This window comes from Mycobacterium sp. SMC-11 (genome assembly GCF_046250095.1).
Taxonomy (GTDB): domain Bacteria; phylum Actinomycetota; class Actinomycetes; order Mycobacteriales; family Mycobacteriaceae; genus Mycobacterium; species Mycobacterium heraklionense_A.
Map to the genome: position 1 here is coordinate 1,458,806 of NZ_CP176430.1, position 24,717 is coordinate 1,483,522.

Below are 24,717 nucleotides of genomic sequence, written 5' to 3' on the forward strand. Positions count from 1 at the left end.
CGTCACTGGTTATGGGCATCGTTGGTGTCGGGATCGACCTGGTGTCGATTCCCGACTTCGCCGAGCAGGTCGACCAACCCGGGACGGTGTTCGCCGAGACGTTCACCCCCGGGGAGCGTCGCGACGCCTCGGACAAGAGTTCGTCGGCGGCGCGGCACCTGGCGGCCCGCTGGGCGGCCAAGGAGGCGGTGATCAAGGCATGGTCGGGGTCGCGGTTTGCCCAGAAGCCGGTGCTGCCGGAGGCGATTCACCGCGACATCGAGGTGGTCACCGACACGTGGGGACGTCCGAAGGTGCGACTCTCCGGTGAGATCGCGCAGCATCTGGCCGAGGTGACGATTCACGTGTCGCTGACCCACGAGGCCGACACCGCCGCTGCCGTCGCGATCCTGGAGATCAATTGACGCCGAGCAGTCGTGAAAACCCCCAAAATGCTGCGTCGTAGGGTGCTTTCATGTCTGCTCGTCGTAGTGAACTGATCCAGCAAGTCCGCGACGTCCTGCCGTCGGTGCGGGCTGACCTGGAGGATCTGGTGCGCATCGAGTCGGTGTGGGCCGACCCTGCGCGACGACCCGAGGTGCACCGCAGCGCTCAGCGTGTCGCAGACCTGCTGAGCCAGGCGGGTTTTCCGCAGGTGCAGATCGTCGCCGAGGGCGGTGCGCCGGCAGTTATCGCGCACTATCCGACGCCTCCGGGTGCCCCGACCGTGTTGCTCTACGCGCACCACGACGTGCAGCCCGAAGGCGACGTGGGGCAGTGGGATTCACCGCCGTTCGAACCCACCGAACGCGACGGGCGCCTCTACGGCCGCGGCACCGCCGACGACAAGGCCGGTATCGCAACACATCTGGCGGCATTCCGGGCGCACGGCGGCCACCCGCCGGTCGGTGTGACGGTCTTCGTCGAAGGTGAGGAGGAATCCGGATCGCCGTCGCTGGGGGCGCTGCTTGCCGCGCACCGCGAGGCGCTGAGCGCCGACGTGATCGTGATCGCCGACTCCGACAACTGGAGCACCGACATTCCCTCACTGACGGTGTCGCTGCGGGGGCTGGCCGACTGCGTGGTGGAGGTCGCGACGCTAGACCACGGTCTGCACTCGGGGTTGTGGGGTGGGGTGGTGCCCGACGCGCTGACCGTCCTGGTGCGGCTGCTGGCAAGCCTGCACGACGACGAGGGCAACGTCGCCGTCGCCGGGCTTCATGAAGGCACTGCGGCACCGGTCGATTACCCGCCCGAGCGCGTACGTGCCGATACCGGACTGCTAGACGGGGTGACCGAGATCGGCTCCGGCTCGGTGCCACAGCGGATGTGGGCCAAGCCGGCGATCACCGTCATTGGTATCGACACCACGAGCATTGCGGCGTCGTCGAACACGCTGATTCCGCGGGCCCGCGCCAAGATCAGCCTGCGAGTGGCACCCGGCGGCGACGCCGCCGCTCACCTGGACGCGCTCACCGCTCACCTTGAGCAGCACGCGCCGTGGGGAGCCCAGGTGACCGTCACCCCGGGCGATGTCGGCCAGCCCTACGCCATCGACGCCACCGGCCCGGTGTACGACGCCGCGCGGGCCGCGTTCGTCCAGGCCTGGGGCGTCGAGCCCATAGACATGGGCATGGGCGGCTCCATCCCGTTCATCGCCGAGTTCGCCGCTGCATACCCGCAGGCGACCATTCTGGTTACCGGGGTGGAGGACCCCAGCACCCAGGCGCACAGCATCAACGAGAGCCTGCACCTGGGTGTGCTGGAACGCGCCGCTACCGCCGAAGCGCTGTTACTGGAAAAGCTGGGCGGTCAGCCCGCCTGATGATCGCTGGCCCACCGCAACTACCGCAGACCGTGCCGGATGCCGTACGACAGCTGGCCGGCGACGATGATCCACGTCCGGTGTGGCTCAACGAGGTCGGCGGCACCACGTTCGAGGTCACCGGCGCCGCCGGGCGCCGCTTCATCAAGTGGTCGCCGATCGACAGCGGCATCGACCTGTCCGCCGAGGCGGCGCGACTGCGGTGGGCGCTCGACTACACACCGGTGCCACGCGTACTCGATCACGGCCGCAACGAACAGGGGCAATGGCTGGTCACCGAGGCACTGCCCGGCACCAATGCGGTCGCGCCGCGATGGATCGCCGACCCCCGCCCAGCAGTGACGGGCATCGGGCGGGGACTACGGGCGCTGCACGACGGCTTGCCGGTGGCGGAATGTCCGTTCGACTGGAGCGCCGAGCGGCGGGTCGCGGACGCTAATCACCGTTCCGGTCAACTGGATCCGGCCGAGTGGCCTGCTGAGTTCGCCGGATTCACCGTCGCGCAGGCGTTGCAGCGACTAGCCGATCCACCTCCGGTTGATCGGCTGGTGGTGTGCCATGGCGACGCCTGTGCACCGAACACCTTGCTGAACGACGAGGGGCGCCCCACGGGGCACGTCGACCTCGGCGAACTGGGGATTGCCGATCGCTGGGCCGATCTGGCGGTGGCCACCTGGAGCACTGAGTGGAACTACGGTGCCGATTGGACTGATGTGCTCCTTGATGCCTACGGAGTCGGGCGAGACCAGGAGCGTATCGACTACTACCGGCTGTTGTGGACCCTCGATCCTTGATCGGCGGACCCACAAGGGCCACTTGTGATTGCATGGGGAGATGGCGCTGAGCCCCCGCATGCCCGATCTGTCGGCGTTCGAGATGTTGGTGGCTATAGCCAGAACCGGCAGTCTTGGCGCTGCGGGGCGGGAGCTGGGGCTGACGCAGCAGGCGGTTTCGGCACGCCTGACAGCGATGGAAGCCCAGACCGGTGTGCGACTGGTAACCCGTAGTGCGCGTGGTTCGCAGTTGACTTCGGCCGGGGCGGTCGTGACGGAATGGGCGGACCAGCTACTGGATGTCGCCAGTCACGTCGATGCCGGGCTGGCTTCGTTGCGGACCGCAAGCCGCAAGAAGATGAAAGTGGTTGCGAGTCTGACGATCGCCGAACAGTTGATGCCTCGCTGGATCGTGTCACTGCAGACCTCCGCGACGCGAACCGGCCGCGAGGCACCGGAGGTCATTCTGACCGCCACCAACAGCGAGCAGGCCATTGCCAGCGTGCGAGACGGATCGGCGGACCTGGGCTTCATCGAGAGTCCGGGGGCGCTGACCGGTATTCGCAGCCGTGTCGTCGCGCACGACGACCTCGTGGTGATCGTGCCACCCGACCACAAATGGGTGCGTCGCGCCAAAGGCGTGACCGCCGCAGAGCTCAGCCAGACCCCGCTGGTCGTGCGGGAACAAGGTTCGGGCACCCGTGACTCACTGACGTCGGCGTTACGTGCAGTGCTGGGGCACGAGGTGGAACAGGCACGCCCGGCATTGGAACTGTCGTCGTCGGTCGCCGTGCGCGGTGCCGTACTGGCCGGGGCCGGGCCGGCGGTGATGAGCAGGTTGGCGGTCGCCGATGACCTTGCGGTCGGCCGGCTTCGCAGCGTCGAGGTGCCGGAATTAGACCTGCACCGGGAGCTTAGGGCGATCTGGGCGGGTGGGCGGACGCCGCCGGCCGGTGCGGCCCGGGACCTGTTGAGTCATATCGGCGGCGCCAACCGGCTGCGCTGATACACGCCGAAGCTACGTGCCGTACTGCAACCACAGGGGCAGCGCGCCGTTGAGCCGCTGCATGAACTTGATCAGTCCGATCCGATACTGTCCAGATCCGAACGAGTCGATTCCGTACTCGGGGAAAGCAATTCCGACCCCGAACAGTCCCGGGGCCAGGATCCCGTTCACCGGGTCGTATTCCAGCTCACCCCACTGCGGGGTCGCGGGGAGCTGGCGTCGGGTGAAGCCGACGGTGTAGACAACGTGGCTACAGGATTGGAGCTGCTCGGAGAACTCCTTGTCGTCTACCCGATACCGTTCCAGGCGCTCCGGACAGGTTCCGTCGATGTTCTCGCGGGCCCACGTTGCGGCATTTCCCTTCAGGCCGGTGTCGTCGAACAGAATCTGATCGCCAAGGTAGACAGCGTATTTGGTAGGGCTCCGATAGAAGTTGACGACCTTCTGTGCCTGGGTGTTCAACAGGTTGGGCAGGGCCACCATCGATGAGTGCGACGAGCCGAAGACCGCTACCGTGGCGTCGCCCAACGCCAGCTGACCGAGCTTGTCGGGGTTCAGTGCCACCTCGAGCGGAATCTCCTCCAGGTGCGGATGCTGAAGTGTCTTGGGAACTGAACCGACGGCCAGGATCACGTTCTTGGCTTCGATCTCGGAGTCCGGGGTGCTCACCAACCACCGCCGGTTGCGCAGGGTGAGCTCGGTGGCCACCGCGCGAATGGCGTTGACCCGCTCTGAGAGGTGTTGGGAGACCCATACCAACGGATCGGCGATGAGGCCGAGCGGGCAGGTGTGACCGGGATCGATGTCGGTCAGCTCAAAGTGGGGCGCTTCGGAGAACCGGAACGCCTGCGAGCCGTTCAAGTAATCGAGGAAGAGCGACACATGGGTGTTGCCCGGGACGGCGCGCCATTTGGCGCCGATATCACCGGCGGCAAAGTCGGGATCGATCCAGACGATCTCGCTCCCGGGGACGCCATGGTCGAGCAGCCGGCCCACCGCGGCAATACCCGCGGGACCTGCTCCGATCACTGCCCAGCTGTGCTCAGTCATCTTCCTGCCTTCCAACGGGGTAGGAGTAACGCGCCTTGTTGGCCGCTCGATCGGAGGCGCCACCCAAGCCCGACCGTTGGGATTAATGCTGCGCCCGACAGTAGTCCGCGGCTAGGGGGTTTGTGCTTGTTAGCCCACAAGGGTTCGTTGTGGCCGAGAGATAGTCGGCCGTCTGCTCCCGATCGGGTGCGCGGCAGGCTGACGAGGCTTATCTTCACGGGACAGGACGACATTCTGGGACAGGATCAGGTGCGCCGTGAAGCCGCTCGCGCGTTATGCATCGCTCTACGGGTACGCCGATCTGACGCGCTCCCTCGGAGTCGACCCGATTCCATTGTTGAGGGAGCGGGGCCTCGATCCCGCGAGCCTGAATTTGCAAGACCGCTGGTTGCCGGCGGTCACGGTCGCGGAGTTGCTCGAGACAACTGCAGCGGTCGCTGGCTGCGAGGATTTTGGCCTGCGGCTTGCCGAACGGCGACGGTTCGCCAACCTTGGGCCACTGAGCCTGGCGGTGCGAGAGGAGCCCGATGTTCGAAGCGCACTGCAGATGTTGGCCCGGTACCAGCACGCCTACAACGAGGCGGTGTGGACGCGCCTGTACGAAACCGATGAACTAGCGACGCTTCGCGTCGAGCTGGATGTCGGCGAGCCGGTGGAGGAGCGGCAGTCTTCGGAGCTGGCCGTGGCCGCGCTGCATCGTCTCCTGCGCGGCTTCCTCGGACCCCAGTGGAAGCCGGTCGCGGTCTATTTCCACCATCGGCCACCGAAGAGCATCGCGCCCCACCGGAAGTTTTTCGGGCCGATGGTGCGATTCGATCAGGAGTTCGCCGGAATCGAGTTTGCGGCAGGCGAACTCGATCTGGCCAACAAGATGTCCGATCCGCTGTTACGGCCGTATGCGCAACGGGTCCTGCAGTCGTTGGAACCGCCCAAGGATGCGGTGGTGGTGGACCGTGTCCGGAGTCTGATCGAGCTGCTGCTGCCTATCGGACGTTGTTCGGTGGAACAGGTGGCACGCAGTCTCGGTGTGGATCGCAGGACCGTTCACCGGCGCCTCGCGGAGTCGGGCGAGACATACTCGTCGGTTCTGAATGCCGCCCGGGTGGACTTGGCTAAGCGGATGGTGGGCAATTCCCGCTACTCGATGACCGAGATCGCCCAACTGCTCTCCTTTTCCGCGCCAAGCAACTTCTCGCGCTGGTTTCGCACGCAGTTCGGCTGTAGTCCCCGGCAGTGGCAAGACGAGAAGCGGCGTGCCGGCGGGGCGTGACTCGTCGCCTGTTGCGCTAGTCGCCGCCTGACACCCCCGGAGCGCGACGCCGGTGCTGAAACGCCCACCCGCGATGTCCCCAAATGACATGTTTGTGTCCCGTGGAGATAAGCAGAATGGGCTGCCGATCCCTAGTGTCGATCACAGGACGTCACGGAAGCCGCCGGGAGCTCGCAGCCCAGCCGGCCCCCGACAGCCGGCAAGGCGGCTCCGTGGCGTTCTGAGAACGGAATTCACGCAATCCCGGCATTCGACGCGAAGGAGATCGCAGTGGCACACGCCGTCCGTTTCTATGAAGCCGGTGGCCCGGAGGTCATGCAATGGGAAGCGGTCGACGTCGGTGCCCCCGGGACGGGGGAAGTCCGGGTCCGGCACGGGGCGGTCGGGCTGAATTTTGCCGACACCTACTTCCGCACCGGGCTGTATCCGGCCCCATTGCCAGCAGGTATGGGGGTTGAGGGAGCCGGCGTCATCGAGGCGGTCGGCCCCGGCGTGGAGGGCTTTTCCGAAGGCGACCGAGTCACCTACACCGGTAGTCCACTCGGGGCCTACAGCACCGAGCGCGTCATGCCGGCCGGCTCGTTGATCAAGTTGCCCGAGGGCATCGCCTTCGACACCGCCGCGGCCATGACGATGCGAGGCCTGACCAGCGCGTACCTGCTACGGCGCATACACCCCTTGACTTCCGGCGACACCGTGCTCCTGCATGCGGCGGCCGGCGGAGTGGGACTGATCTTTTGCCAGTGGGCAAAGCTGCTTGGAATCAACGTGATCGGAACGGTGTCGACCGACCGCAAGGCGGAGGTGGCTCGGGCGCACGGATGCGGCGAGGTCATCGTCTACTCCCGAGAAGATATCGCGGCCAGGGTCCGCGAACTTACCGACGGCAGGGGTGTCCCGGTCGTCTACGACAGTGTCGGCGCGCGGACATACGAGTCGTCGCTGAACTCCCTGGCGCGCCGCGGACTCTTGGTGTGCTTCGGAACGGCCTCAGGGCCCATACCGCCAATCGACGCCATGCAGCTTGCCGCGAGGGGTTCATTGTTCGTCACCCGGCCCGCGTTGGCCGACTACATTGCCGAACCGGCCGAGCGCGCCGACCTCGCCGCTGAACTGTTCGGCCACGTCGCGGCCGGGGAGATCCGAATCGAGATTAACCAGCGCTACGAACTCACCGACTGCGTCCGGGCGCACCGGGATCTTGAGGCCGGCCGCAGTGTCGGGTCCTCGGTGTTCTCACTCTGAGAGGCAGGGGACAAATGACTACCACCGCTACCGCCTCCGCACGGCGATCCATCGCGACAACGCCGCGGCCAAGGATCAAAGCCCAGCCGCTGACGTGCAGCATCGGCGCCGAACTATTCGACGTGAACCTTGGCGAGGTCTCCCGCGATGACGTGCTGTTCGCGGAGCTGAAATCGCTGTTGCTGCAATACAAGGTTGTGTTCCTGCGCGACCAGGACATGACCAGAGCCGAGCATGTCGCACTGGCCGAGCGATTCGGGCCGCTGGAAGACCATCCGGTGATGGCCAGCGACCCGGAATATCCGGCGCTGGTGCGCATTTACAAGGATCTGGACAGCCCCGCTGAGCACTACGAGAACGCCTACCATTGCGACGCCACCTGGCGCGAGAGTCCGCCGATGGGCGCCGTGCTGCGGTGCGTGGAAGGCCCAGAGGTCGGCGGGGACACCATCTGGGTCAACATGGCCTTGGCCTACGAGCGGCTGCCGGAGGCGGTCAAGAGCCAGATCCACGGACTGCGGGCTCGCCACAGTATCGAGGCCACTTTCGGTGGGCGGCTTGCCATCGACGACCGTCACCGGCTCAAGGAGCGGTTTCCCGACCCCGAGCACCCGGTGGTGCGCACCCACCCGGAAACCGGTGAGAAGATCCTGTTCGTCAACGCCTTCACCACGCACTTGGTGAACTACCACAAGCCCGCCAACATACGCTGCGGCATCGACTACGCGCCCGGTGCGGCCAACCTGCTGAGCTATCTGATCAGCCAGGCCACCATCCCCGAATACCAGGTGCGGTGGCGGTGGACGAAGAACAGTGTGGCGATCTGGGACAACCGCTCCACTCAGCATTATGCCGTCCAGGATTACTGGCCCGCCGTTCGAAAGATGGAGCGCGCCAGCATCATCGGCGATCGGCCGTTCTGACGGCGGGTCATGCAAACCGCTGCGGCACGCCTAGAAGGGAGTCAGACAATGCATTTTCACGACGATTCGCTCCTCCCGGAGTGTCAGGAGAAGCTGGTCATCACGTGTGCGCCATACGGGCCCGAGTGGGAGTTGGATGACTTCCGCGACGATCTCCCGGTGAGCGTGGCGGAGCACGTCCAAAAGGCCGTCGACTGCTATGAGGCCGGTGCCAGTGTGCTGCACATCCACGTGCGCGAGCTCGACGGCCGGGGGAGCAAGCGGCTATCGAAGTTCAACGAGCTGCTCGCCGCGCTGCGCGACGCGGTTCCGGACATGATCCTGCAGGTGGGCGGATCGATCTCGTTTGCGCCCGAGGGAGCGGGCGCGGCAGCCAAATGGCTCTCCGACGACACCCGGCACATGCTGGCCGATCTTGATCCGGCGCCGGACCAGGTGACGATCGCGATCAACACCAGCCAGATGAACATCATGGAACTCATGACCGCCGGCGATATCGCCGGAACCTCGATGGAGCGTCCGGAAATCGCTGCCGCATACCGGGAGATGGTTGTGCCTGCTGGTCCCGAGTGGGTCGCCGAGCACCTGCGCCGCTTGCAAAAGGCCGGTATTCAGCCACATTTTCAGCTGTCCAGCATTCCGCAGCTCGAGACGGTCGAACGGCTCATCCGCTGTGGTGTCTACACCGGTCCGCTGAACCTGACCTGGGTGGGAATCGGCGGCGGCTTCGACGGACCCAACCCGTACAACATCATGAACTTCATCCAGCGGGTTCCCGACGGCGCGTGCCTGACCTTGGAGACCGTGATGCGCAGGGTGTTGCCGGTCAACACCATGGCCATCGCCCTAGGTCTGCATGCCCGGTGTGGCAACGAGGACACGATCTGGGGCCGCCCGGGGGAGAAGATCACGTCGGTCCGACAGATTCGACAGTTGGTACGGGTCGCCGGGGAACTGGGACGCGATGTCGCGACGGGCAAAGAGGCCCGCGACATCTACAAGATCGGCACCGTCTATGTCGATGCGGACGAGACGCTGGCGAAGCTGGGGTATGCCCCCAACCGCCAGCCCGGCCAGGTCGGATTCACCCACCACCGATAGGCGTCAACGCCCTTCGGCTGCCGCCTCCAACGCCGCGATGTCGAGCTTGACGTGGCCCAGTTGTGGTCGACTTCGGCCGGCTTGGTCCTGGCTGACCAGACATTCATCGTTGACGACACCATGCGCGATCAGCGCGCGTGGGTAGGCCACCACGTTCCCGTAGCCGTACGCCGGAACCGAGGACTTGAGCCGGGGTTGCTGGCGACGATGATCGAGCTGGTAAAAGCGGATGAGCGCATTGAGGACGGTTAGCCAGCCCTCCTGGGTTGACGGGCAGACCTGGCACAACTGGGTTACGGTGCTCCCCATGAGAACAACGACGTTCCACAAGTTCCTGACGGCATCACTAGCTGTTGCTGCAACTGCTTTGGTTGTGGCCCCAGCGGCTCAGGCTGACGCTCACAGCTATCAGCAGTACCTGCGGGATAACGGGATCAACATCGGGATCATGGCGATGACCCCCGGATCGGAGGTTGGGTACGGGTTGAACGTCTGCAAGTACCTTCGTGCCGGGATGACGGTTGATGAGGTCATTCCGATGGGGTGGAACTCGATGGCCGACAATCCGGCGATGGTCAACGCGGCACAACGCGAGCTATGTCCGGAAACCCTTCGATGAGGTCCGCATTCGCCCTAGCGGCGTTAGCGTCGGCTATCGCATTCGCCCCGGTGGCACACGCAGACCGCGACAGTTATATGCAGTACATCCGTGACCACCAGATCAACACCTCGGTCGCCCCTGAGGCGAAGGTCTTCATGATGGGTATTCAATCTTGCGACATGATGCGGCAAGGCGTGCGACCTGAGGAGTTTTCGGCGCCCCTTTCGATTGTTGACGTCCGTGGGATCGTGGACGCGGCACAACACGAGCTGTGCCCGGAAACCCTTCGATGAGGGCCGCATTCGCCCTAGCGGCGTAAGCGTCGGCTATCGCATTCGCCCCGGTGGCACACGCAGACCGCGACAGTTTCATGCAGCACATCCGCGACCACCAGATCAGCACGGGCTACTTGCCCGAGGCAAAGGCCTTTATGACGGCTCTTCGAATTTGCGAGATGCTACGGCAAGGCATGAGACCTGAAGAATTTTGGGCAGGCGGCCTGCCGTTCGTCGACGCACGCGGCCTTACTGATGCAGCACAGCACGAGCTGTGCCCTGACACCCTTGGCGGGCCGAAGTGAGGACCGCCATGTGGCTCAAAGCCCTTCTCGCCGCAGCACCGGCCGCATTGTTCCTCGCAGCACCGGCACCGGTTCACGCAGACGGTGCGTGCACCGCTTTGGGGTCCGACTATGACGCGTATTGGGCATGCACCCAGAAGACGAACGTGTCCTGCACGGGGGTCGTCCCACGGGTGTTGTTATGGGAGCTAACTTGACCTGCACTTACCCAGGCGGTGGCCGGGACGAGTGTGTCGTTCACTATGCGTATTTGGGTCACGGGCGGGTTGCAGACGCTGCCTGCACGTACTTTCCGCCTGGCTCCGAGCTAGCTCCGGCACCAGCACCTGGCGCGGAGCCGAGCTGAGCTGAGGAAGCGGGCAGGTAACTCGCCTACGACCTCGGGGGTCAGACCGACAAATCGCGCCGCAGTTTCGCGACGTGCCCGGTGGCCCGCACGTTGTACTGGGCTTCGGCGATCTTGCCCTGCTCGTCGACGACGAACGTCGAGCGAATGACGCCCTGCACGGTCTTGCCGTACATCTTCTTCTCGCCGTAGGCGCCCCAGGCCGCCAATACCGACCGGTCCGGGTCGGACAGCAGCGGGAAGGTCAATCCCTCGGTGTCGCGGAACTTGGCCAGTTTGGCGGGCTTGTCGGGGGAGATGCCGACGACGTCGAGGCCGGCGTCGTTGAAGTCGCGCAGGTTGTCCCGGAAGTCGCAGGCCTGCTTGGTGCAGCCGGGGGTCGAGGCGGCCGGGTAGAAGTAGACGACAACCCGTCGTCCGCGGTAGTCGGCCAGCGACACGGTGTTGCCGTCGGCGTCGGGAAGACTGAACGCGGGCGCTTCATCGCCGGGCGCCAGGCGTGCGGTGTCGGTCAACAATTGCCCCTTTCTGCTCGCCGGAGCGTGAGACGAACCCCGGCTGCTCTAGGGTAGTTCGACAGGGGCAGCATCGGACAGGGAGGACGACAGTGGCGGAACGCGATCCCGACACGATCAAGAAGGACATTGATCAGGCCCGCGAGCAGCTGGCATCGACGGTCGATATTCTCGCGGACCGGGCCAACCCCCGTCACCTGGCCGACCGCGCCAAGGCTCGGGCGATCGAGATCGTCACCCAACCTGCGGTGATGGCGTCGCTGGCGGGTGTCGGCGGACTGATCCTCATCCTGACGATTCGCCGAATCCGCAACCGCTGAGGTCCCCGCGCGTCGGCGCGAGAATTGGGTCTGGTGGCGTGAGGCTGCCGGGGTGAAGATATTGCGGTGCGCGCCCAACAGCCCCCGGCGCCGCGGCCTGACCCGATCGGCTACACGCTCAAGCGGCTGGTGCTGGGACGGCCGCTGGTCACCGGTGCGCTGCGCTCCGAGCGGTTGTCGAATCCGGTTGCCTTAGGAGTCCTTTCACCCGATGCGATCTCCTCGAATGCCTATGGCGTCGAGGAGATCCTGATCGAGCTGCTGCCGTTCGCCGGCCTGGCAGCCTTCGCGCTGCTGCTGCCCATCACCGGTGTGGTCCTGCTGATCCTGGTACTGGTCACCGCCTCGTATCGCCAGGTGGTGATGACCTACACCCGCGCGGGCGGTTCCTACATCGTCTCGCGGGAGAACTTCGGCCCCCGCGTGGCGCAGGTCGCCGCCGCGGCGCTGCTGATCGACTATGTGGTGACCGTCGCGGTGCAATCGGCGGCCGGCACCGTGGCCGTCGTCTCGGCGATCCGCCCACTGGGCCCCTACAGCCTGGAGATCACCGTCGCAGTGGTGATCGTGATGTGTTACGCGAACCTGCGCGGTGTGCGAGAAGCCGGCCGCACGTTCGCGGTACCGACCTACTTCTTCATAGGCATGCTCGGGCTGATGATCATCGTCGGCGTGGTGCGCGAGATCTTCTGGGGCTTACCGGTTTACGACGCCGAGCATCTCCCCGGGGCGGTGCCGGTGCATCAGGGCAATGGGCTGATCATGGGGGCGACGGTCCTGGTGGTGCTGCGCGCGTTCGCCAACGGCGGGTCATCGCTGACCGGTGTGGAGGCCATCTCCAACACCGTCAGCGTCTTCCAGAAGCCCCAGGGCCTCAACGCGCGGCGGGTGCTCACCACGATGGCGTGCATTCTGGGCTTCCTGCTGGCCGGGGTCACCTACCTGGCCTACCGCACTCACACCCCGCCGTACGCGGTCGGATATCCCTCGGTGCTCTCCGAGGTGGCCCGGGCGGTGTTCGGCGGCGGCTGGCTGGGGCAGGTGCTGTACGTACTGGTGCAGACGGCGACGGCGTTGATCCTGTTCACCGGCGCGAACACCAGCTTCAACGGGTTTCCGATGCTAGCCAGCTTCGTCGCCGAAGACCGCTTCCTACCCCGCCAGTTGACCAAGCGCGGGCATCGGCTGGTCTTTTCCAACGGGATCATCGTGCTCACCGTCCTGGCCGTGACTCTGCTGGTGGTCACCGGCGGGTCGGTCAACGCGTTGGTGCCGTTCTACGCGATCGGGGTGTTCACCGGATTCGCGATGGCCGGCTACGGCATGGCCAAACATCATGTGACGCATCGGGAATCGGGTTGGCGGTACAAACTCGTCATCAATTTCTCGGCGGGGCTGTTATCCACCGTGGTGGTGGGGATCTTCGCGGTGGCGAAGTTCACCGAGGGAGCCTGGCTCGTCGTGGTCGTGTTCCCGTTGCTGGTGGTGGTGCTGATCCGGCTCAACCGGGAATACCGGGCCGAGGCCGCGATCCTGGAGCGGTTCCGCACCGACCGGCCTGACTCGGTCAAATACGCCCGTCACCGGGTGATGGTCTTTGTGCATTCGCTGGATCTGGCGGTGCTCGAAGCCCTGCGTTACGGCAAAGGGCTCTACGCCGACGACCTCGTCGCTGTGCACCTGGTGGTCGACGCCGCCCATGCCGCGCAGCTGCAGCAGCGGTGGGAGTACTACGGCCTAGACACCCCGCTGCGGGTGGTCGACTGCCCGGACCGTCGGCTGACGCGCACCGCCCAGCAACTGGTCGACACCGCGCGTGCCCAATATCCGGACTGCCACGTGACGGTGCTGCTGCCCCGGCGGACCTATGCGCCGCTGTTGGGTCGGCTGCTGCACGATCGCACCGCCGACAAGATCGCCAAGGCCGTGAGCGTGGTTCCCGACGCGGCGGCGACGATCGTGCCCTACGACGTGCAATCGCGTGTGCGGCAGGCGTTTCCGGACCTGTTCGAGCAGCGCCTTGTTCGCGAGGTGGGCAAACTGCAGCAATGGGTGGCGCGCCACGACCAGCAGGAGGTGGACCGCTACGAGCATCCGGCGCCGCCACCGGACGCTATCGCGGTGGACGCCCTCATCGTCGGCCACCTGTCCACCGTGGAGGGGCGGGTCAACGAGGTTGACGACACCATCAGTCGCGGCAAGCCGGTGCGCGTCGCGGTGGTCGGAGACGGCAGCGGCGAGCTGCGTGCGACATTTCATGCGGGACGGGGCACCGACATCGCCCCTGGTGATGTCGTTGCGCTCACCGGTAAGGCGCGACGGAACGGCAATGGGCCGGTGTACATGTCCGACCCGAGTTACCGGATCGTCAAGGAGGCGGAAGGGTCGACACCGTCGCAATAAGACCAAAACGGCCGGGAGGGACCCAGGGCCCCTCCCGGCCGTCGTTGCGTTCTACTTCTGCAGGAGCCGATAGGCCTAGAAGCCCAAGGCGTCCCACAACCCGCCGTCCAGCAGGTCAGCTCCGGCCGCCCCGAGGTCCGGCACCTCCACGGCGTTGACCGGCAGGTCCGCGGTGCCGACGGTGAGGGCCTCGGCCGCCCGTGCCGGCCACTGGTTCAACAGCAGGTCGAAGATGCCATCTTCGGTGAGTATGCCGGTGAAGACGTCCTCGGTCTCGGGCACGATGTATCCGTTGAGCACGGTGTTCAGCAGGTCGGCGGGCAGGTTGAACAGCGCCTCTACGTCGCCGCCCGCTGCAGCGGTGATGTTCTCGGTCAGTTGGTACACGGCACCGATCATCGGCGACATCATTGCGTCGCTGACCTGCTTGATGAAGGCCCAGCCATCGAGCGGGCCGATGAATTCGTTCAGCAGGCTCGACTGGTTCATCATCTCGCGGGCGGGAATGGACAGCACCGGGCCCAGGGACTTGCCCATTTCCTCGATGCCGTAGAGGTACCAGATGTTGAACTCGTTGAATGCGTTGAAGGGGTCTCCCTGCGACATGTAGTCGGAGATCCGTTCCATCAGCACCTCGAGCCCCGGGTACCGGACCGGGTTGGACTCGTCCCCGTCGATCATCTTGTCGAGCGCCTCGTTGATGCCGCCGAAGCCCGAGGTGATGAAGCGAGGTGACATGCCCTCCCGGGCATCCAGTGGGACGTCTTCCATGCCGATGATCAGCTGGGCGTAGTCGCTCCAGTTGCTGCCGTACTGGTCCAGCAGAGTGTTGACGTTGGAGTTCTCCATCAGGGCGGCCAGGTTCTCACTGGTCCGCTCGAAGAGGGATTCCCAGCCGGTCAACTGCACAGCCTGCTGCGGAATGGTGTCCTGCAGCATGGGTGCAACCGGGTTGACGGCGATCAGGCTCGCTCCCGCCAACGCGATCCCGGCGGCCGCTAGGCGGGTTGGCCGGCCGTTGCCGAGCCTGGTCGTATCGGGATGTACGGCGAACTCCACAGGTGACTCCTTCAGCTTTGTCTGTGTGATTCCCTAGGGTTAGGGAGCAGAATCCTGCGAGTTCGATAATAAGCATTACCATAGGGAAACCTAACCTAACTGGGCGAAGGTTTGGTGAACAGTTGGTGACATCGGCAGACTTGCCGCAGGGTGGAGCTAGCATCCCGGTCCCGAGTCCAGGGAGCGCGCGTCGCCCGCAGGAGTCCCGACCGTGGGTTGTGCGTCGAGCACGTGGGCGATGGGGCGCGGGTGCGATTCACCGGCCGTTGCAGCTATATAGGGCATCGCTTGGTCGGAGCCGGGTGCGGCCGTCACGGCCAGCTGTGCGGTACCAGCAGACCTGATCTTGGTCTGTTGATGGGAAACGGATTTCGAACCGATCGCATACACCCGAAGGTGCAGCGGAATATCGAAGTATCCTCCGAACTAAGTGCGCCGTCAGGGTTTCGAACCCCGGACCCGCTGATTAAGAGTCAGCTGCTCTACCAACTGAGCTAACGGCGCTGGGCGGTCAAGAACCGCGAAAGAGACAATAACAGGCGCCGCGCCGGGAGACGAAATCGCGACGTCAGAGCGCTCTTCTGGACGGCACAGCGGCAGTTTCGATTACCCACTAGACTGCCTGCGAGCAGCATCAGCACGGTCAGGTGGGAAAAGCTATGGGGCAGGTTGGTTTGGCGGAACGCTGCCGGGGGTTCGGGTCCCGGGCAGCGGCATTGCTGATGGTTCCGGCCGCGGTAATGAGCTTGAGCGCGTGCGGCAGCAACGCCGACGCCGAAGCGGCCAAGATCATCACCGACAAGGGCACGCCCTTCGCTGACCTGCTGATCCCCAAGGTCACTGCGTCGGTCACCGACAAGGCAGTCGGGGTCGCGGTGGACGCGCCGGTGACCGTGAGTGCCGAGGACGGCGTGCTCGATTCGGTCACCATGGTCAACGAGTACGGCTCTATCGTCGACGGCAAGCTCAGTGCCGACGGGTTGACCTGGGCGACATCCGAGCAGCTCGGCTACAACAAGCGCTACACCGTCAACGCGAAGGCGCTGGGCCTCGGTGGCGTGACCAGCCGGCAGATGACGTTCCAGACGCACTCGCCGCAGAACCTGACCATGCCCTACGTCATGCCGCGCGACGGCGAAGTCGTCGGCGTCGGTCAGCCGGTGGCGATTCGGTTCGACGAGAACATCGTTGACCGTGAGGCGGCCGAGAAGGCGATCACCATCACCACCGAGCCTCCGGTGACGGGCGCGTTCTACTGGCTGAACAACCGCGAGGTCCGCTGGCGGCCGCAGGCCTTCTGGAAGCCCGGAACCAACGTCGACGTACAGGTCAACACCTATGGGGTGGACCTGGGCAACGGGGTCTACGGTCAGGACAACGCGACCAGCCACTTCGTCATCGGCGACGAGGTGATCGCCACCGTCGACGACGACACCAAGTCGATGGTGGTGCGCATCAACGGCGAGGTGGCCAAGACCATGCCGGTCTCAATGGGCAAGGAAAGCACCCCGACCAACAACGGCACCTACATCGTCGGGGAGCGCTTCGCGCACATCGTCATGGACTCATCGACCTACGGCGTGCCGGTCAACTCGCCCAACGGGTATCGCACCGACGTGGACTGGGCCACCCAGATCTCCTACAGCGGCATCTTCGTGCACTCGGCCCCATGGTCGGTGGGAGCCCAGGGTTACGCCAACACCAGCCATGGCTGCATCAACGTCAGCCCCAGCAACGCGCTGTGGTTCTACGACCACGTCAAGCGCGGCGACGTGGTGCAGATCAACAACACCATCGGCTCGCTGCTGCCCGGCAATGAGGGCCTCGGCGACTGGAACGTGCCGTGGTCGCAGTGGCAGGCCGGCAACGCCAAAGACCCAGTGCGCTAGGCCCCGTCAGGCCGGGGGCGGTCCGGCTTCCTCGCGCAGGTACTCCTCGCTGCCATTGGGATAACCCCCGCCGAACGTGGTGATGTGCACGTGGTCGTAGTGGCCGTTACCGCCACCGCTGGGCCCGGCGGGCGTGTAGTAGGTGCCGCGCCAGATCGCGTCCTGCATGGCGAACCGGCCGGCGTTCTGCCGGACGTACGCGACGATCTGGTCTCCCAACGCGATGCCCTCCGGGCTGCCGGCGTTGGGAATCATCACGTCGATGGCCAGCCCGGATGGATGCCAGCGCTGACCGTCGGGACGCACCCCGATCATGTCGTGAATCTGCGGGAACGCTTCGCTGATGCTGCGCGCGACGAGGATCGTCTTGACCTGCATGCCGCGCTCGTTGACGATCCCCGGCGGCAGCGCGTGCGGCGCCGGCATGGACCAATTGGTCACCAGGTCGGGTACGGGCGGTCCCCAGTCCTGCGGAGGGGGCGGAATATCTTCGGGCGGCGGGGGTGGGCCGTCTTCGGGTGGTGGGGGAGGTGCGTCCTCCGGAGGCGGGGGTGGTCCGTCTTCGGGTGGTGGGGGAGGTGCGTCTTCCGGCGGTGGAGGTGGCGCGTCCTCGGGCGGCGGCGGCACATCGGCGGCGGCCGGAGGGGGCGGTTCGTCGTTGTTTCCCGGCTCGGCACTGACGCCGCCAGCCAAGAACACGGCGGCCGGCAACAGAGTCGTCGCGGCCAGAACCGAGGATTTCATGCGCAGATCTACTAGTCCTTGCGTGAGCACGCAGGGCACCGTAACCAAAACGTTATCTCCACATCAACCCGGCGCGCGGAATGGCGCGCCCCAAGCCGATGCCTAGCGGTTGGGCCGTCGCGGGTTGCGCGGCCGTCGGGCGAGGTCAGCTCGCTAGTTGACACCGGTCGCCGCAAACGTAATGTGCGAGTGTTCGCTAGGTCACAAGATCCCGAACACGGCAGCGATTGCCGACACCACATCGGTGAAATCAGCCGGGGCGGCCTCGGCCAGCGGCGTCAGCGCCGACCAGGGCTGGAGCAGGTCGCTGATCGCGTTCTGGAAACCTTGCTGGGCGCCATCGACGAGTGCTTGCTGGACGGCGGACCGGTCCAGGTCGGCCATATCGGGCGCCAACAGGTCATCGAGCGGCTGCCCGATCACCGGCAAAAGCAGTAGCGGCGGCTACCGCGGGGTGCGTTGGCGAATTCCTCTAAAACGCTGAGCATTGCCTGTGCGATTGTTAGGGTCGCCGGGCAGTCTCGCGCAAACTTCGACGAGGGAATCCGATCGTGACAAAGGTGAAGCGGTTTCTGTGCGGTGCGACCGTCGCCGGCCTGGTTGCCGGAACGGGAGCGATGGTAGGGACGCAGACTGGGCTGTCTGCGGTGACTGCCGACTGGATGCTGGCCGCCGAGCACGTACTGCTGATCGGTACCGACGGCACCAACTTGGACAAGATCCTGGAGTACGCCTACAACCAAGACAGCGGCTTCAAAACCGCGATGGACCAAGGCATTACCGGAACCGCGAGCCTGACCAACCACACCACCTTCTCCGGCCCGTCGTGGACGACGATTCTGACCGGAGTGTGGGACGACAAGCACGGTGTGACCAACAATCTGTTCAGCCCCGAGCCGTATAACCAGTGGCCGACGGTGTTCAACCTGCTCGAGTACTACAAGCCCGAGATCAACACCACGGTGATCGCCGACTGGGACTACATCAACGACATCGCCGCCGCGGGCGGCTACCCAGTCGACAACAACGTCTTCGTGCCCTTCGAGACCAACTGGGCCGACGCCGACGCGCTGGTCACCTCGCAGACCATCGCCCAGATCCTGGCGACCGCGGACAACCCCGACGACATCTCCAACTTCTTGTTCTCCTACCAAGTGCAGGTCGACGAGGCCGGGCATGCGTTCGGAGGTGGGTCGGCCGAATATGCCCAAGCCGTTGTGAACGTCGGCGCCAACATCCAGCAGATTCTGGCGGCGGTCGCGCAGGTCAAAGCGCTTACCGGCGACGACTGGTCGATCATCATCACCACCGACCACGGACACCAGCAGTCCCACGACATCTTGGGCCACGGCTTCCAATCACCCAACGAGACATCGTCTTTCGTCATCTTCGATCAGGCCGGTGATCACGCCACCGATGGCAGTCAGAACCTGAACTACTCGACGGTCGACATCACGCCCACGATCTTGTCGCTGTTCGGAGTCCCGCTGCGGTCGGACTTCGACGGCGTCTCGATGGCGGACGACCCCTCCATCCTGAACAGCATCGTCGCGCCCGCCGACCTCAAGCAGGCACTCCTCGACGCGCTCGCGATGTATGGCTACCCCAATATTGGTAACGACATCGAACTGGCCATCCGCACGGTGCTCACCTCTATCCCGTATGGGCTCAATCTGGTTGTCACCGAGATCGACAAGCTCCTGCAGTCGATCATCGACCAGGACATCTTCCTGATCAGCGGACTGGCCCAATTCGCCCAGCAGATCAACGATTTCGTGGGCGGTCTAGTGGTCGACACCAGCGTTGCGCTGGCTCGGGGCGTTGCGTTCCTGACCGGATCGGGCGTGATCGAGCCGACCGACCCGCCGCTGCCGCTACCTGGTGCCTCGGAGTTCTCTGACCCGTGGGGGCTCCTTACCGGGGACGGCAACCTGTTCGCGCCTGACCATTCGGTCGGGGGATTCGAACTGCCCTGGCTGCTCGACGCCTGATAGGTCCGGGGTACTGGCAGCGAATTGCCGTCTGTGCGGACGGAGAATCCCCTATCGAAGCGTGTCGGGGCAGATCTCATGCTGGGCGGCATCCAGCACGCCCGCAACATCCATGGCGCCGAACGGCATACGTCGAACATCATCCGGCGAAGCCCCGCCGCGAAGCATCTGACACATCTGCGTGGCGTTCGCGAACAGTCCACCGGGGAACTCGAACCGCATCGTGCCGTGGTCCTCGAGGTACTTGTAGAAGCTGTCGTAGTCCGCATGGACTGGGGGCGCCACGGCCATCAAGGTGGCGACAAACGCTGTACCCACTCCGGTCAACATCCGCACAGCAAACACTCTGACTTCCTCCAGGGTTCGTAGTTGGGACATACGGTGGCACATCACGAACGACACCGCTCGGCATGCGATCTGTGGACAAGGCTCGTGAGATCTGGCCCGGCGGCCGAGGAGGGTGGGAGCTCACGCGGGATTCTGCGGCAATCCCGCAGAAACGAGTCAGGCCCCCTCGAAAGGGGGCCCGACCTGTTGGGGTGGCTGACGGGACTCGAACCCGCGACACCCAGGATCACAACCTGGTGCTCTACCAACTGAACTACAGCCACCATTGCTGCCCGACTAGCAAGCAGCGTCGTCGATACTAACCGCTAGGACGCTCAGCGACCGAATCGATATCGTCGGGCGCGTCCACCGGCGGCCCCAGTTCCCCGGCGATCGCAGCAATGTCGCTGGTAGAAGGCCCGGGCGGGGCGACGAACGCGGTGCGGCGGTAGTACTTCAATTCCCGGATGGACTCGTGGATATCGGCCAGTGCGCGGTGTGCCAGGCCCTTCTCCGGCTGGCCGAAGTAGATCCGGGGGTACCAGCGACGGCACAACTCCTTGATCGAGCTGACGTCGATCATCCGGTAGTGCAGGTAGTCGTTGAGGCCGACCATGTCGCGGGCCAAGAAACCCCGGTCGGTGCCGATCGAGTTGCCCGCCAGCGGCGCCGTCTTGGCCTGCTTGACGTGGGTGCGGATGTAGTCGAGCACCATAGCCTCGGCGGTAGCCAGATCGACCGTCGACGCTCTGACCTCGTCAATCAGGCCCGATCGGGTATGCATGTCGGTCACCACAGGGCTCATCGCGTCCAGGTCCGCGTCGTCGGCGTGGATCACCACGTCGATACCGTCGCCCAGGATGTTCAGCTCGCCGTCGGTGACCAGGGCAGCGATCTCGATGAGCTTGTCCGAGCCCAGATCCAGGCCGGTCATCTCACAGTCGATCCAGACGAGTTCGTCTCGTGCAGCACTCACAGTGAGCCAACGTTAGCCGTTCGCCGCAGCCATAGCCGCACAGCGGTACAGACCGGCCAAGTAATGTCGTGACCTGTGAGTCCCGAGTCGGCGGCGAACGCCGCGCAGCAGATCGCGGCGGGCTATGTCGCAGACGGCCAGGCCCTCGAACTTGGCACGGTCGTCATCGACGACACCGCGGACGCCTCCGCGCAGGTCCGCATTCCGTTGGCCACGATCAACCGTCACGGGTTGGTGGCCGGCGCCACCGGCACCGGCAAGACCAAGACCTTGCAGGTGATCGCCGAGCAGCTGTCCGCCGCCGGTGTCCCGGTGCTGATGGCCGACGTCAAGGGCGACTTGTCCGGGCTGTCGCGGGCCGGGGAGGCCGGGGGCAAGATCACCCAGCGCGCCACCGAGACCGGCGACGACTGGACGCCGACGGCGTTCCCGGTGGAGTTTCTGTCGCTGGGCACAGGCGGTCTTGGAATCCCGGTGCGCGCCACCATTTCCAGCTTCGGGCCCATCCTGTTGTCGAAGGTGTTGGGGCTCAACAGCACCCAGGAGTCGACCCTCGGGCTGATCTTCCACTGGGCAGACCAGAACGGTTATCTGCTGCTGGACCTGAAGGATTTGCGTTCGGTCATCACGTTTTTGACCAGCGATGCCGGCAAGCCCCAGCTCAAGAACATCGGCGGAGTATCGGCTCAGACCGCAGGGGTGATCCTGCGTGCCCTGGTCAATCTGGAGGCCGAAGGTGGCGACACCTTCTTCGGTGAGCCGGAGCTCAAACCGGAGGACTTGCTGCGCACCGACAGCCAGGGCCGCGGCATCATCTCGCTGCTGGAACTGGGCGATCAAGCTGCCCGCCCGGTGTTGTTTTCCACATTCTTGATGTGGGTGCTCGCCGACCTGTTCACGCTGCTTCCCGAGGTCGGCGACGTCGACAAGCCCAAGCTGGTGTTCTTCTTCGACGAGGCGCACCTGCTGTTCACCGACGCCTCGAAGGCGTTCTTGCAGCAGGTGGAGCAGACGGTGAAGTTGATCCGCTCCAAGGGCGTTGGGGTGTTCTTCTGCACTCAGTTGCCCACCGATGTGCCCAACAGCGTGCTGTCCCAGCTGGGCGCCCGGATCCAGCATGCGCTGCGGGCATTCACCCCCGATGACCAGGCGGCGCTGAGCAAAACGGTGCGCACCTACCCGAAAACCAAGGTGTACGACCTGGAGTCGGCACTGACGTCGCTGGGGATCGGCGAGGCGATCGTCACCGTCTTGTCGGAGAAGGGTGCCCCGACGCCGGTCGCCTGGACGCGACTGCGGGCACCGCGATCGCTGATGGCCTCCGTCGGTGACGCGGCGATCACCGCCGCGGCTACCGCCAGCCCGCTGCACGCGGTCTACAGCGAGACCGTGGATCGCGAATCGGCCTATGAGATCTTGTCCGGCAAGCTCGCGGCGGGGGAGGGAAGTGCGCCGCCCTCTGACGCCCAGGGGTACGACGGTGTGCCGCGGCCACCGAAAGTGCACTGGTGGACGCGGTTCGGTCGCTGGCTCAAGGGTATCTTCGCCAGCCCGGCGGCTAAGAGCTTCGCCCGCTCGGCGGGCACCGCGATGGGTCGCGAGATCACCCGCGGCATGATGGGCACCGGCCGGCGCAAGCGTTAGTCCCCGCCGAGTTTTTTGTAGACCGCCCCCACGATCGGCGTGACGATGGCGCGCGGCGCGTAACCGCTGGCCATCGACATGGCCTTGGAGGTGATCCCGGGTACCACGCGCATCTTGTTGCGCGCCAACGCATCCAGCGACAGCTTCGCGGTGTGTTGGGTGGAGATCCACAAGAAATCCGGGATCAGCCGGTCAACCAACGAGGCCTCGGTGGCATCAGGCATCTCGGCGCGTACCGGTCCGGGTGCCAGCAACGTGACGTGCACCCCGGACTTGAGCAGCTCGCCGCGCAGCGACTCGCTGAACGTGTTGGCGAAGGCCTTGGTCGCGGCGTAGGTGGCGTTGTTGGGGATCGGTGAGTTGCCGGCCGCCGAACCGGAGATCAAGATGCCGCCGGCGCGGCGTGCGAGCATGCCGGGCAGCACCGCCAACACCAGGTCGTGTACCGCCACCGCGTTCAGCTGCACCTGGGCCTTCTCCGCTGCCGGGTCCAGGCCGGAGATCGGTCCGAACGTCGCGGTGCCGGCGTTGGCGCACAGCATTGAGATCTCCCGCTCGGCCAACTCGGCGCAGAACGCGTCCCGTGCCGGCGGGTCGGCGAGGTCGACCGCGCGTACCTCGACCGCGACCTGGTACTTGTCGCGCAGCCGCGCCGCCACGTCGTTGAGCACGTCTTCGCGGCGCGCGGTGATGATCAGGGCGTGGCCGCGGGCGGCCAGCTCGGTGGCTAGCGCCTCACCGATTCCCTGGGACGCGCCGGTGACGACAGCGCGGGCATCTGGGCTGGGAGCAGGAATTGGCATGGGGCAATCGTAGAGTGCGAGTCATGGGAGAGCCGGGGGCGGACAATCCGGGGCGATCTCGGATCGTGGCGTGGGCCCTGTGGGACACCGGTGCGGCCGGCATTTCCGCCATCGTCGTGACGTTCGTCTACTCGGTGTATCTGACCAGCAGCGTCGGTCGAGAGCTGCCCGGAGAGGTGTCCCCGGCCAGCTGGCTGGGCCGCACCCTGGCCATCTCCGGCCTGACTGTGGCCGCGGTCGCGCCGGTGATCGGGGTCTGGGTGGCCGCCCCGCACCGCCGTCGCGTGACGCTGGCGGTGCTGACCGGTACCGCGGCTGTGTTGACCGCCTCGATGAGCCTGATCCGTGACGAGCCCGCCTACCTGGCTCCGGGACTGTTGCTGTTGGCGCTGACCGCCGCGTGCGGCGACCTGGCCAGCGTGCCCTACAACGCCATGCTGCGGCAGCTGTCGACCCCGCAGAACTCCGGCCGGATCTCCGGATTCGGTTGGGCGGCGGGCTATGCCGGCAGCGTGGTGTTGCTGCTGCTGGTCTACGTGGGCTGCATCGCCGGCAGCGGCCCCACCCGCGGTCTGCTGCGCTTGTCCACCGAAGGCGGACACAACATTCGGGTGGCGATGCTGCTGGCCGCGGCCTGGTTGACGGTTTTCGCGTTGCCGTTACTGCTCACGGCGCACCGCTTGGCCAGCGAGAGCGAGGCGTCTGCCCCGCGGCTGGGCTTCTTCGGCGGCTACCGCCAGCTGTGGCGCGACATCACCGCGGAATGGCACCGCGACCGCAACCTGGTCTTCTATCTGGTGGCCAGCGCGATCTTCCGCGACGGGCTGGCCGGGGTGTTCGCGTTCGGCGCGGTGCTCGGCGTCAACGTCTACGGCATCTCGGCTGGCGACGTGCTCATCTTCGGGGTGGCCGCCAGTGTGGTGGCCGCGCTCGGGGCCATCGCCGGGGGCCTGCTCGATGACCGGATCGGGTCCAAGACCGTCATCGTCGGCTCCCTGGTGGCGATGATCGCCGCCGGCACCACGTTGATGACTCTGTCGGGCCCAGGGGCGTTCTGGGCCTGCGGACTGGTGCTGTGTCTGTTCATCGGGCCGACCCAATCCTCGGCGCGCACCCTGCTGCTGCGGATGGCCCAAGAAGGCCGGGAGGGGTTCGAAGGGGTGGCGTTCGGCCTCTACACGATGACCGGTCGGGCGGTATCGTTCCTGGCGCCGTGGCTGTTCTCGGTCTTCGTCGACGTCTTCGGCACCGACCGGGCGGGCATGGGCGGACTATGCACCGTCCTGCTGCTCGGTCTGCTGGCGCTGCTGCCGGTGCGGGTCAGCAGGGTTTGACGGCGATCCGCTT

26 protein-coding genes and 2 tRNA genes are annotated in these 24,717 nt (G+C 65.5%); 17 read left to right on the top strand and 11 right to left on the bottom strand.

Annotated elements, in window-relative coordinates:
- The first annotated feature begins 11 nt into the window (after positions 1-11).
- The 4 genes from ACKY0X_RS06895 to ACKY0X_RS06910 are packed head-to-tail and all read left to right on the top strand — an operon-like array spanning position 12 to position 3,583.
- The gene (locus ACKY0X_RS06895) at positions 12-404 is read left to right on the top strand and encodes a holo-ACP synthase (RefSeq protein WP_409428834.1); all 393 of its coding nucleotides are present in this window, start codon (positions 12-14) and stop codon (positions 402-404) included.
- 50 nt (positions 405-454) lie between these two features.
- Complete coding sequence (locus tag ACKY0X_RS06900; RefSeq protein WP_409428835.1) at positions 455-1,804, top strand: dipeptidase; 1,350 nt, start codon at positions 455-457, stop codon at positions 1,802-1,804.
- The gene (locus tag ACKY0X_RS06905) at positions 1,804-2,598 is read left to right on the top strand and encodes an aminoglycoside 3'-phosphotransferase (RefSeq protein ID WP_409428836.1); all 795 of its coding nucleotides are present in this window, start codon (positions 1,804-1,806) and stop codon (positions 2,596-2,598) included. Before ACKY0X_RS06900 ends, ACKY0X_RS06905 begins: the two co-directional genes overlap by 1 nt.
- A gap of 40 nt (positions 2,599-2,638) precedes the next feature.
- Positions 2,639-3,583: a LysR family transcriptional regulator gene (locus tag ACKY0X_RS06910; RefSeq protein ID WP_409428837.1), complete on the top strand. Its 945-nt coding sequence runs from the start codon at positions 2,639-2,641 to the stop codon at positions 3,581-3,583.
- Positions 3,584-3,595: 12 nt separating this feature from the next.
- On the opposite strand, the gene ACKY0X_RS06915 is transcribed toward ACKY0X_RS06910, so the two are convergent.
- Entirely contained in the window at positions 3,596-4,633 is a 1,038-nt protein-coding gene (locus ACKY0X_RS06915; RefSeq protein WP_409428838.1) for a pyridine nucleotide-disulfide oxidoreductase, read from the bottom strand.
- Positions 4,634-4,889: 256 nt separating this feature from the next.
- On the opposite strand from ACKY0X_RS06915, the gene ACKY0X_RS06920 reads away from it, so the two are divergent.
- The 4 genes from ACKY0X_RS06920 to ACKY0X_RS06935 all read left to right on the top strand — a co-directional run bounded on the left by ACKY0X_RS06920 (position 4,890) and on the right by ACKY0X_RS06935 (position 9,172).
- Positions 4,890-5,903: an AraC family transcriptional regulator gene (locus tag ACKY0X_RS06920; protein WP_409428839.1), complete on the top strand. Its 1,014-nt coding sequence runs from the start codon at positions 4,890-4,892 to the stop codon at positions 5,901-5,903.
- 270 nt (positions 5,904-6,173) lie between these two features.
- On the top strand, positions 6,174-7,148 hold the full coding sequence (locus tag ACKY0X_RS06925; RefSeq protein WP_409428840.1) for a quinone oxidoreductase family protein: 975 nt from the start codon (positions 6,174-6,176) through the stop codon (positions 7,146-7,148).
- Between the two features lie 14 nt (positions 7,149-7,162).
- Entirely contained in the window at positions 7,163-8,071 is a 909-nt protein-coding gene (locus ACKY0X_RS06930) for a TauD/TfdA dioxygenase family protein (protein WP_409428841.1), read from the top strand.
- A gap of 48 nt (positions 8,072-8,119) precedes the next feature.
- Positions 8,120-9,172, top strand: coding sequence for a 3-keto-5-aminohexanoate cleavage protein (locus tag ACKY0X_RS06935; protein WP_409428842.1), 1,053 nt, complete (start codon positions 8,120-8,122; stop codon positions 9,170-9,172).
- A 3-nt stretch (positions 9,173-9,175) separates the two neighbouring features.
- Here ACKY0X_RS06935 and ACKY0X_RS06940 read toward each other — a convergent pair whose 3' ends face one another.
- Positions 9,176-9,481: a hypothetical protein gene (locus ACKY0X_RS06940; RefSeq protein WP_409428843.1), complete on the bottom strand. Its 306-nt coding sequence runs from the start codon at positions 9,479-9,481 to the stop codon at positions 9,176-9,178.
- On the opposite strand from ACKY0X_RS06940, the gene ACKY0X_RS06945 reads away from it, so the two are divergent.
- From ACKY0X_RS06945 to ACKY0X_RS06955, 3 genes are read left to right on the top strand one after another with little or no spacing between them, the layout of a single operon-like run.
- The gene (locus tag ACKY0X_RS06945; protein ID WP_409428844.1) at positions 9,480-9,791 is read left to right on the top strand and encodes a DUF732 domain-containing protein; all 312 of its coding nucleotides are present in this window, start codon (positions 9,480-9,482) and stop codon (positions 9,789-9,791) included. The genes ACKY0X_RS06940 and ACKY0X_RS06945 overlap by 2 nt on opposite strands.
- A 50-nt stretch (positions 9,792-9,841) precedes the next feature.
- Complete coding sequence (locus ACKY0X_RS06950; RefSeq protein ID WP_409428845.1) at positions 9,842-10,066, top strand: DUF732 domain-containing protein; 225 nt, start codon at positions 9,842-9,844, stop codon at positions 10,064-10,066.
- Between the two features lie 50 nt (positions 10,067-10,116).
- Positions 10,117-10,353 (top strand): DUF732 domain-containing protein, encoded by a 237-nt coding sequence (locus ACKY0X_RS06955; protein WP_409428846.1) that lies wholly within the window; start codon positions 10,117-10,119, stop codon positions 10,351-10,353.
- 387 nt (positions 10,354-10,740) lie between these two features.
- Here the strand turns inward: ACKY0X_RS06955 and bcp are convergent, their stop codons facing one another.
- Entirely contained in the window at positions 10,741-11,214 is a 474-nt protein-coding gene (gene bcp / locus ACKY0X_RS06960; protein ID WP_064890412.1) for a thioredoxin-dependent thiol peroxidase, read from the bottom strand.
- A gap of 92 nt (positions 11,215-11,306) precedes the next feature.
- Between bcp and ACKY0X_RS06965 the strand changes: the two genes are divergently transcribed.
- Both ACKY0X_RS06965 and ACKY0X_RS06970 read left to right on the top strand, forming a co-directional pair.
- The gene (locus ACKY0X_RS06965; protein ID WP_409428847.1) at positions 11,307-11,534 is read left to right on the top strand and encodes a DUF3618 domain-containing protein; all 228 of its coding nucleotides are present in this window, start codon (positions 11,307-11,309) and stop codon (positions 11,532-11,534) included.
- Positions 11,535-11,600: 66 nt separating this feature from the next.
- Positions 11,601-13,937 (top strand): amino acid permease, encoded by a 2,337-nt coding sequence (locus ACKY0X_RS06970; protein ID WP_409428848.1) that lies wholly within the window; start codon positions 11,601-11,603, stop codon positions 13,935-13,937.
- A gap of 75 nt (positions 13,938-14,012) precedes the next feature.
- Here the strand turns inward: ACKY0X_RS06970 and ACKY0X_RS06975 are convergent, their stop codons facing one another.
- Both ACKY0X_RS06975 and ACKY0X_RS06980 read right to left on the bottom strand, forming a co-directional pair.
- A complete protein-coding gene (locus ACKY0X_RS06975; RefSeq protein WP_409428849.1) occupies positions 14,013-14,996 on the bottom strand; it encodes a hypothetical protein in 984 nt (327 codons plus the stop codon).
- 431 nt (positions 14,997-15,427) lie between these two features.
- A tRNA-Lys gene (locus tag ACKY0X_RS06980) sits at positions 15,428-15,500 on the bottom strand.
- Positions 15,501-15,736: 236 nt separating this feature from the next.
- On the opposite strand from ACKY0X_RS06980, the gene ACKY0X_RS06985 reads away from it, so the two are divergent.
- On the top strand, positions 15,737-16,885 hold the full coding sequence (locus tag ACKY0X_RS06985; RefSeq protein ID WP_409429535.1) for an Ig-like domain-containing protein: 1,149 nt from the start codon (positions 15,737-15,739) through the stop codon (positions 16,883-16,885).
- 6 nt (positions 16,886-16,891) lie between these two features.
- Here ACKY0X_RS06985 and ACKY0X_RS06990 read toward each other — a convergent pair whose 3' ends face one another.
- Positions 16,892-17,629 (bottom strand): hypothetical protein, encoded by a 738-nt coding sequence (locus ACKY0X_RS06990; RefSeq protein WP_409428850.1) that lies wholly within the window; start codon positions 17,627-17,629, stop codon positions 16,892-16,894.
- Between the two features lie 201 nt (positions 17,630-17,830).
- Positions 17,831-18,052 carry a hypothetical protein gene (locus ACKY0X_RS06995; RefSeq protein WP_409428851.1) on the bottom strand — a complete coding sequence of 74 codons (222 nt, stop codon included), beginning with the start codon at positions 18,050-18,052 and terminating at the stop codon, positions 17,831-17,833.
- A gap of 128 nt (positions 18,053-18,180) precedes the next feature.
- On the opposite strand from ACKY0X_RS06995, the gene ACKY0X_RS07000 reads away from it, so the two are divergent.
- Entirely contained in the window at positions 18,181-19,620 is a 1,440-nt protein-coding gene (locus tag ACKY0X_RS07000; protein ID WP_409428852.1) for an alkaline phosphatase family protein, read from the top strand.
- Between the two features lie 51 nt (positions 19,621-19,671).
- Here the strand turns inward: ACKY0X_RS07000 and ACKY0X_RS07005 are convergent, their stop codons facing one another.
- The 3 genes from ACKY0X_RS07005 to orn all read right to left on the bottom strand — a co-directional run bounded on the left by ACKY0X_RS07005 (position 19,672) and on the right by orn (position 20,923).
- Positions 19,672-19,965: a DUF732 domain-containing protein gene (locus ACKY0X_RS07005; protein ID WP_164518063.1), complete on the bottom strand. Its 294-nt coding sequence runs from the start codon at positions 19,963-19,965 to the stop codon at positions 19,672-19,674.
- A 190-nt stretch (positions 19,966-20,155) separates the two neighbouring features.
- A tRNA-His gene (locus ACKY0X_RS07010) sits at positions 20,156-20,231 on the bottom strand.
- A 35-nt stretch (positions 20,232-20,266) separates the two neighbouring features.
- Positions 20,267-20,923 (bottom strand): oligoribonuclease, encoded by a 657-nt coding sequence (gene orn / locus ACKY0X_RS07015; RefSeq protein ID WP_409428853.1) that lies wholly within the window; start codon positions 20,921-20,923, stop codon positions 20,267-20,269.
- A gap of 75 nt (positions 20,924-20,998) precedes the next feature.
- Here orn and ACKY0X_RS07020 point away from each other — a divergent pair, with 75 nt between their 5' ends.
- Positions 20,999-22,567, top strand: coding sequence for a helicase HerA-like domain-containing protein (locus tag ACKY0X_RS07020; RefSeq protein WP_409428854.1), 1,569 nt, complete (start codon positions 20,999-21,001; stop codon positions 22,565-22,567).
- On the opposite strand, the gene cmrA is transcribed toward ACKY0X_RS07020, so the two are convergent.
- Positions 22,564-23,370 carry a mycolate reductase gene (cmrA, locus tag ACKY0X_RS07025; RefSeq protein WP_409428855.1) on the bottom strand — a complete coding sequence of 269 codons (807 nt, stop codon included), beginning with the start codon at positions 23,368-23,370 and terminating at the stop codon, positions 22,564-22,566. The two genes, ACKY0X_RS07020 and cmrA, sit on opposite strands and share 4 nt — an antisense overlap.
- 23 nt (positions 23,371-23,393) lie before the next feature.
- Between cmrA and ACKY0X_RS07030 the strand changes: the two genes are divergently transcribed.
- On the top strand, positions 23,394-24,704 hold the full coding sequence (locus tag ACKY0X_RS07030) for an MFS transporter (RefSeq protein ID WP_409428856.1): 1,311 nt from the start codon (positions 23,394-23,396) through the stop codon (positions 24,702-24,704).
- Positions 24,705-24,717: the final 13 nt, after the last annotated feature.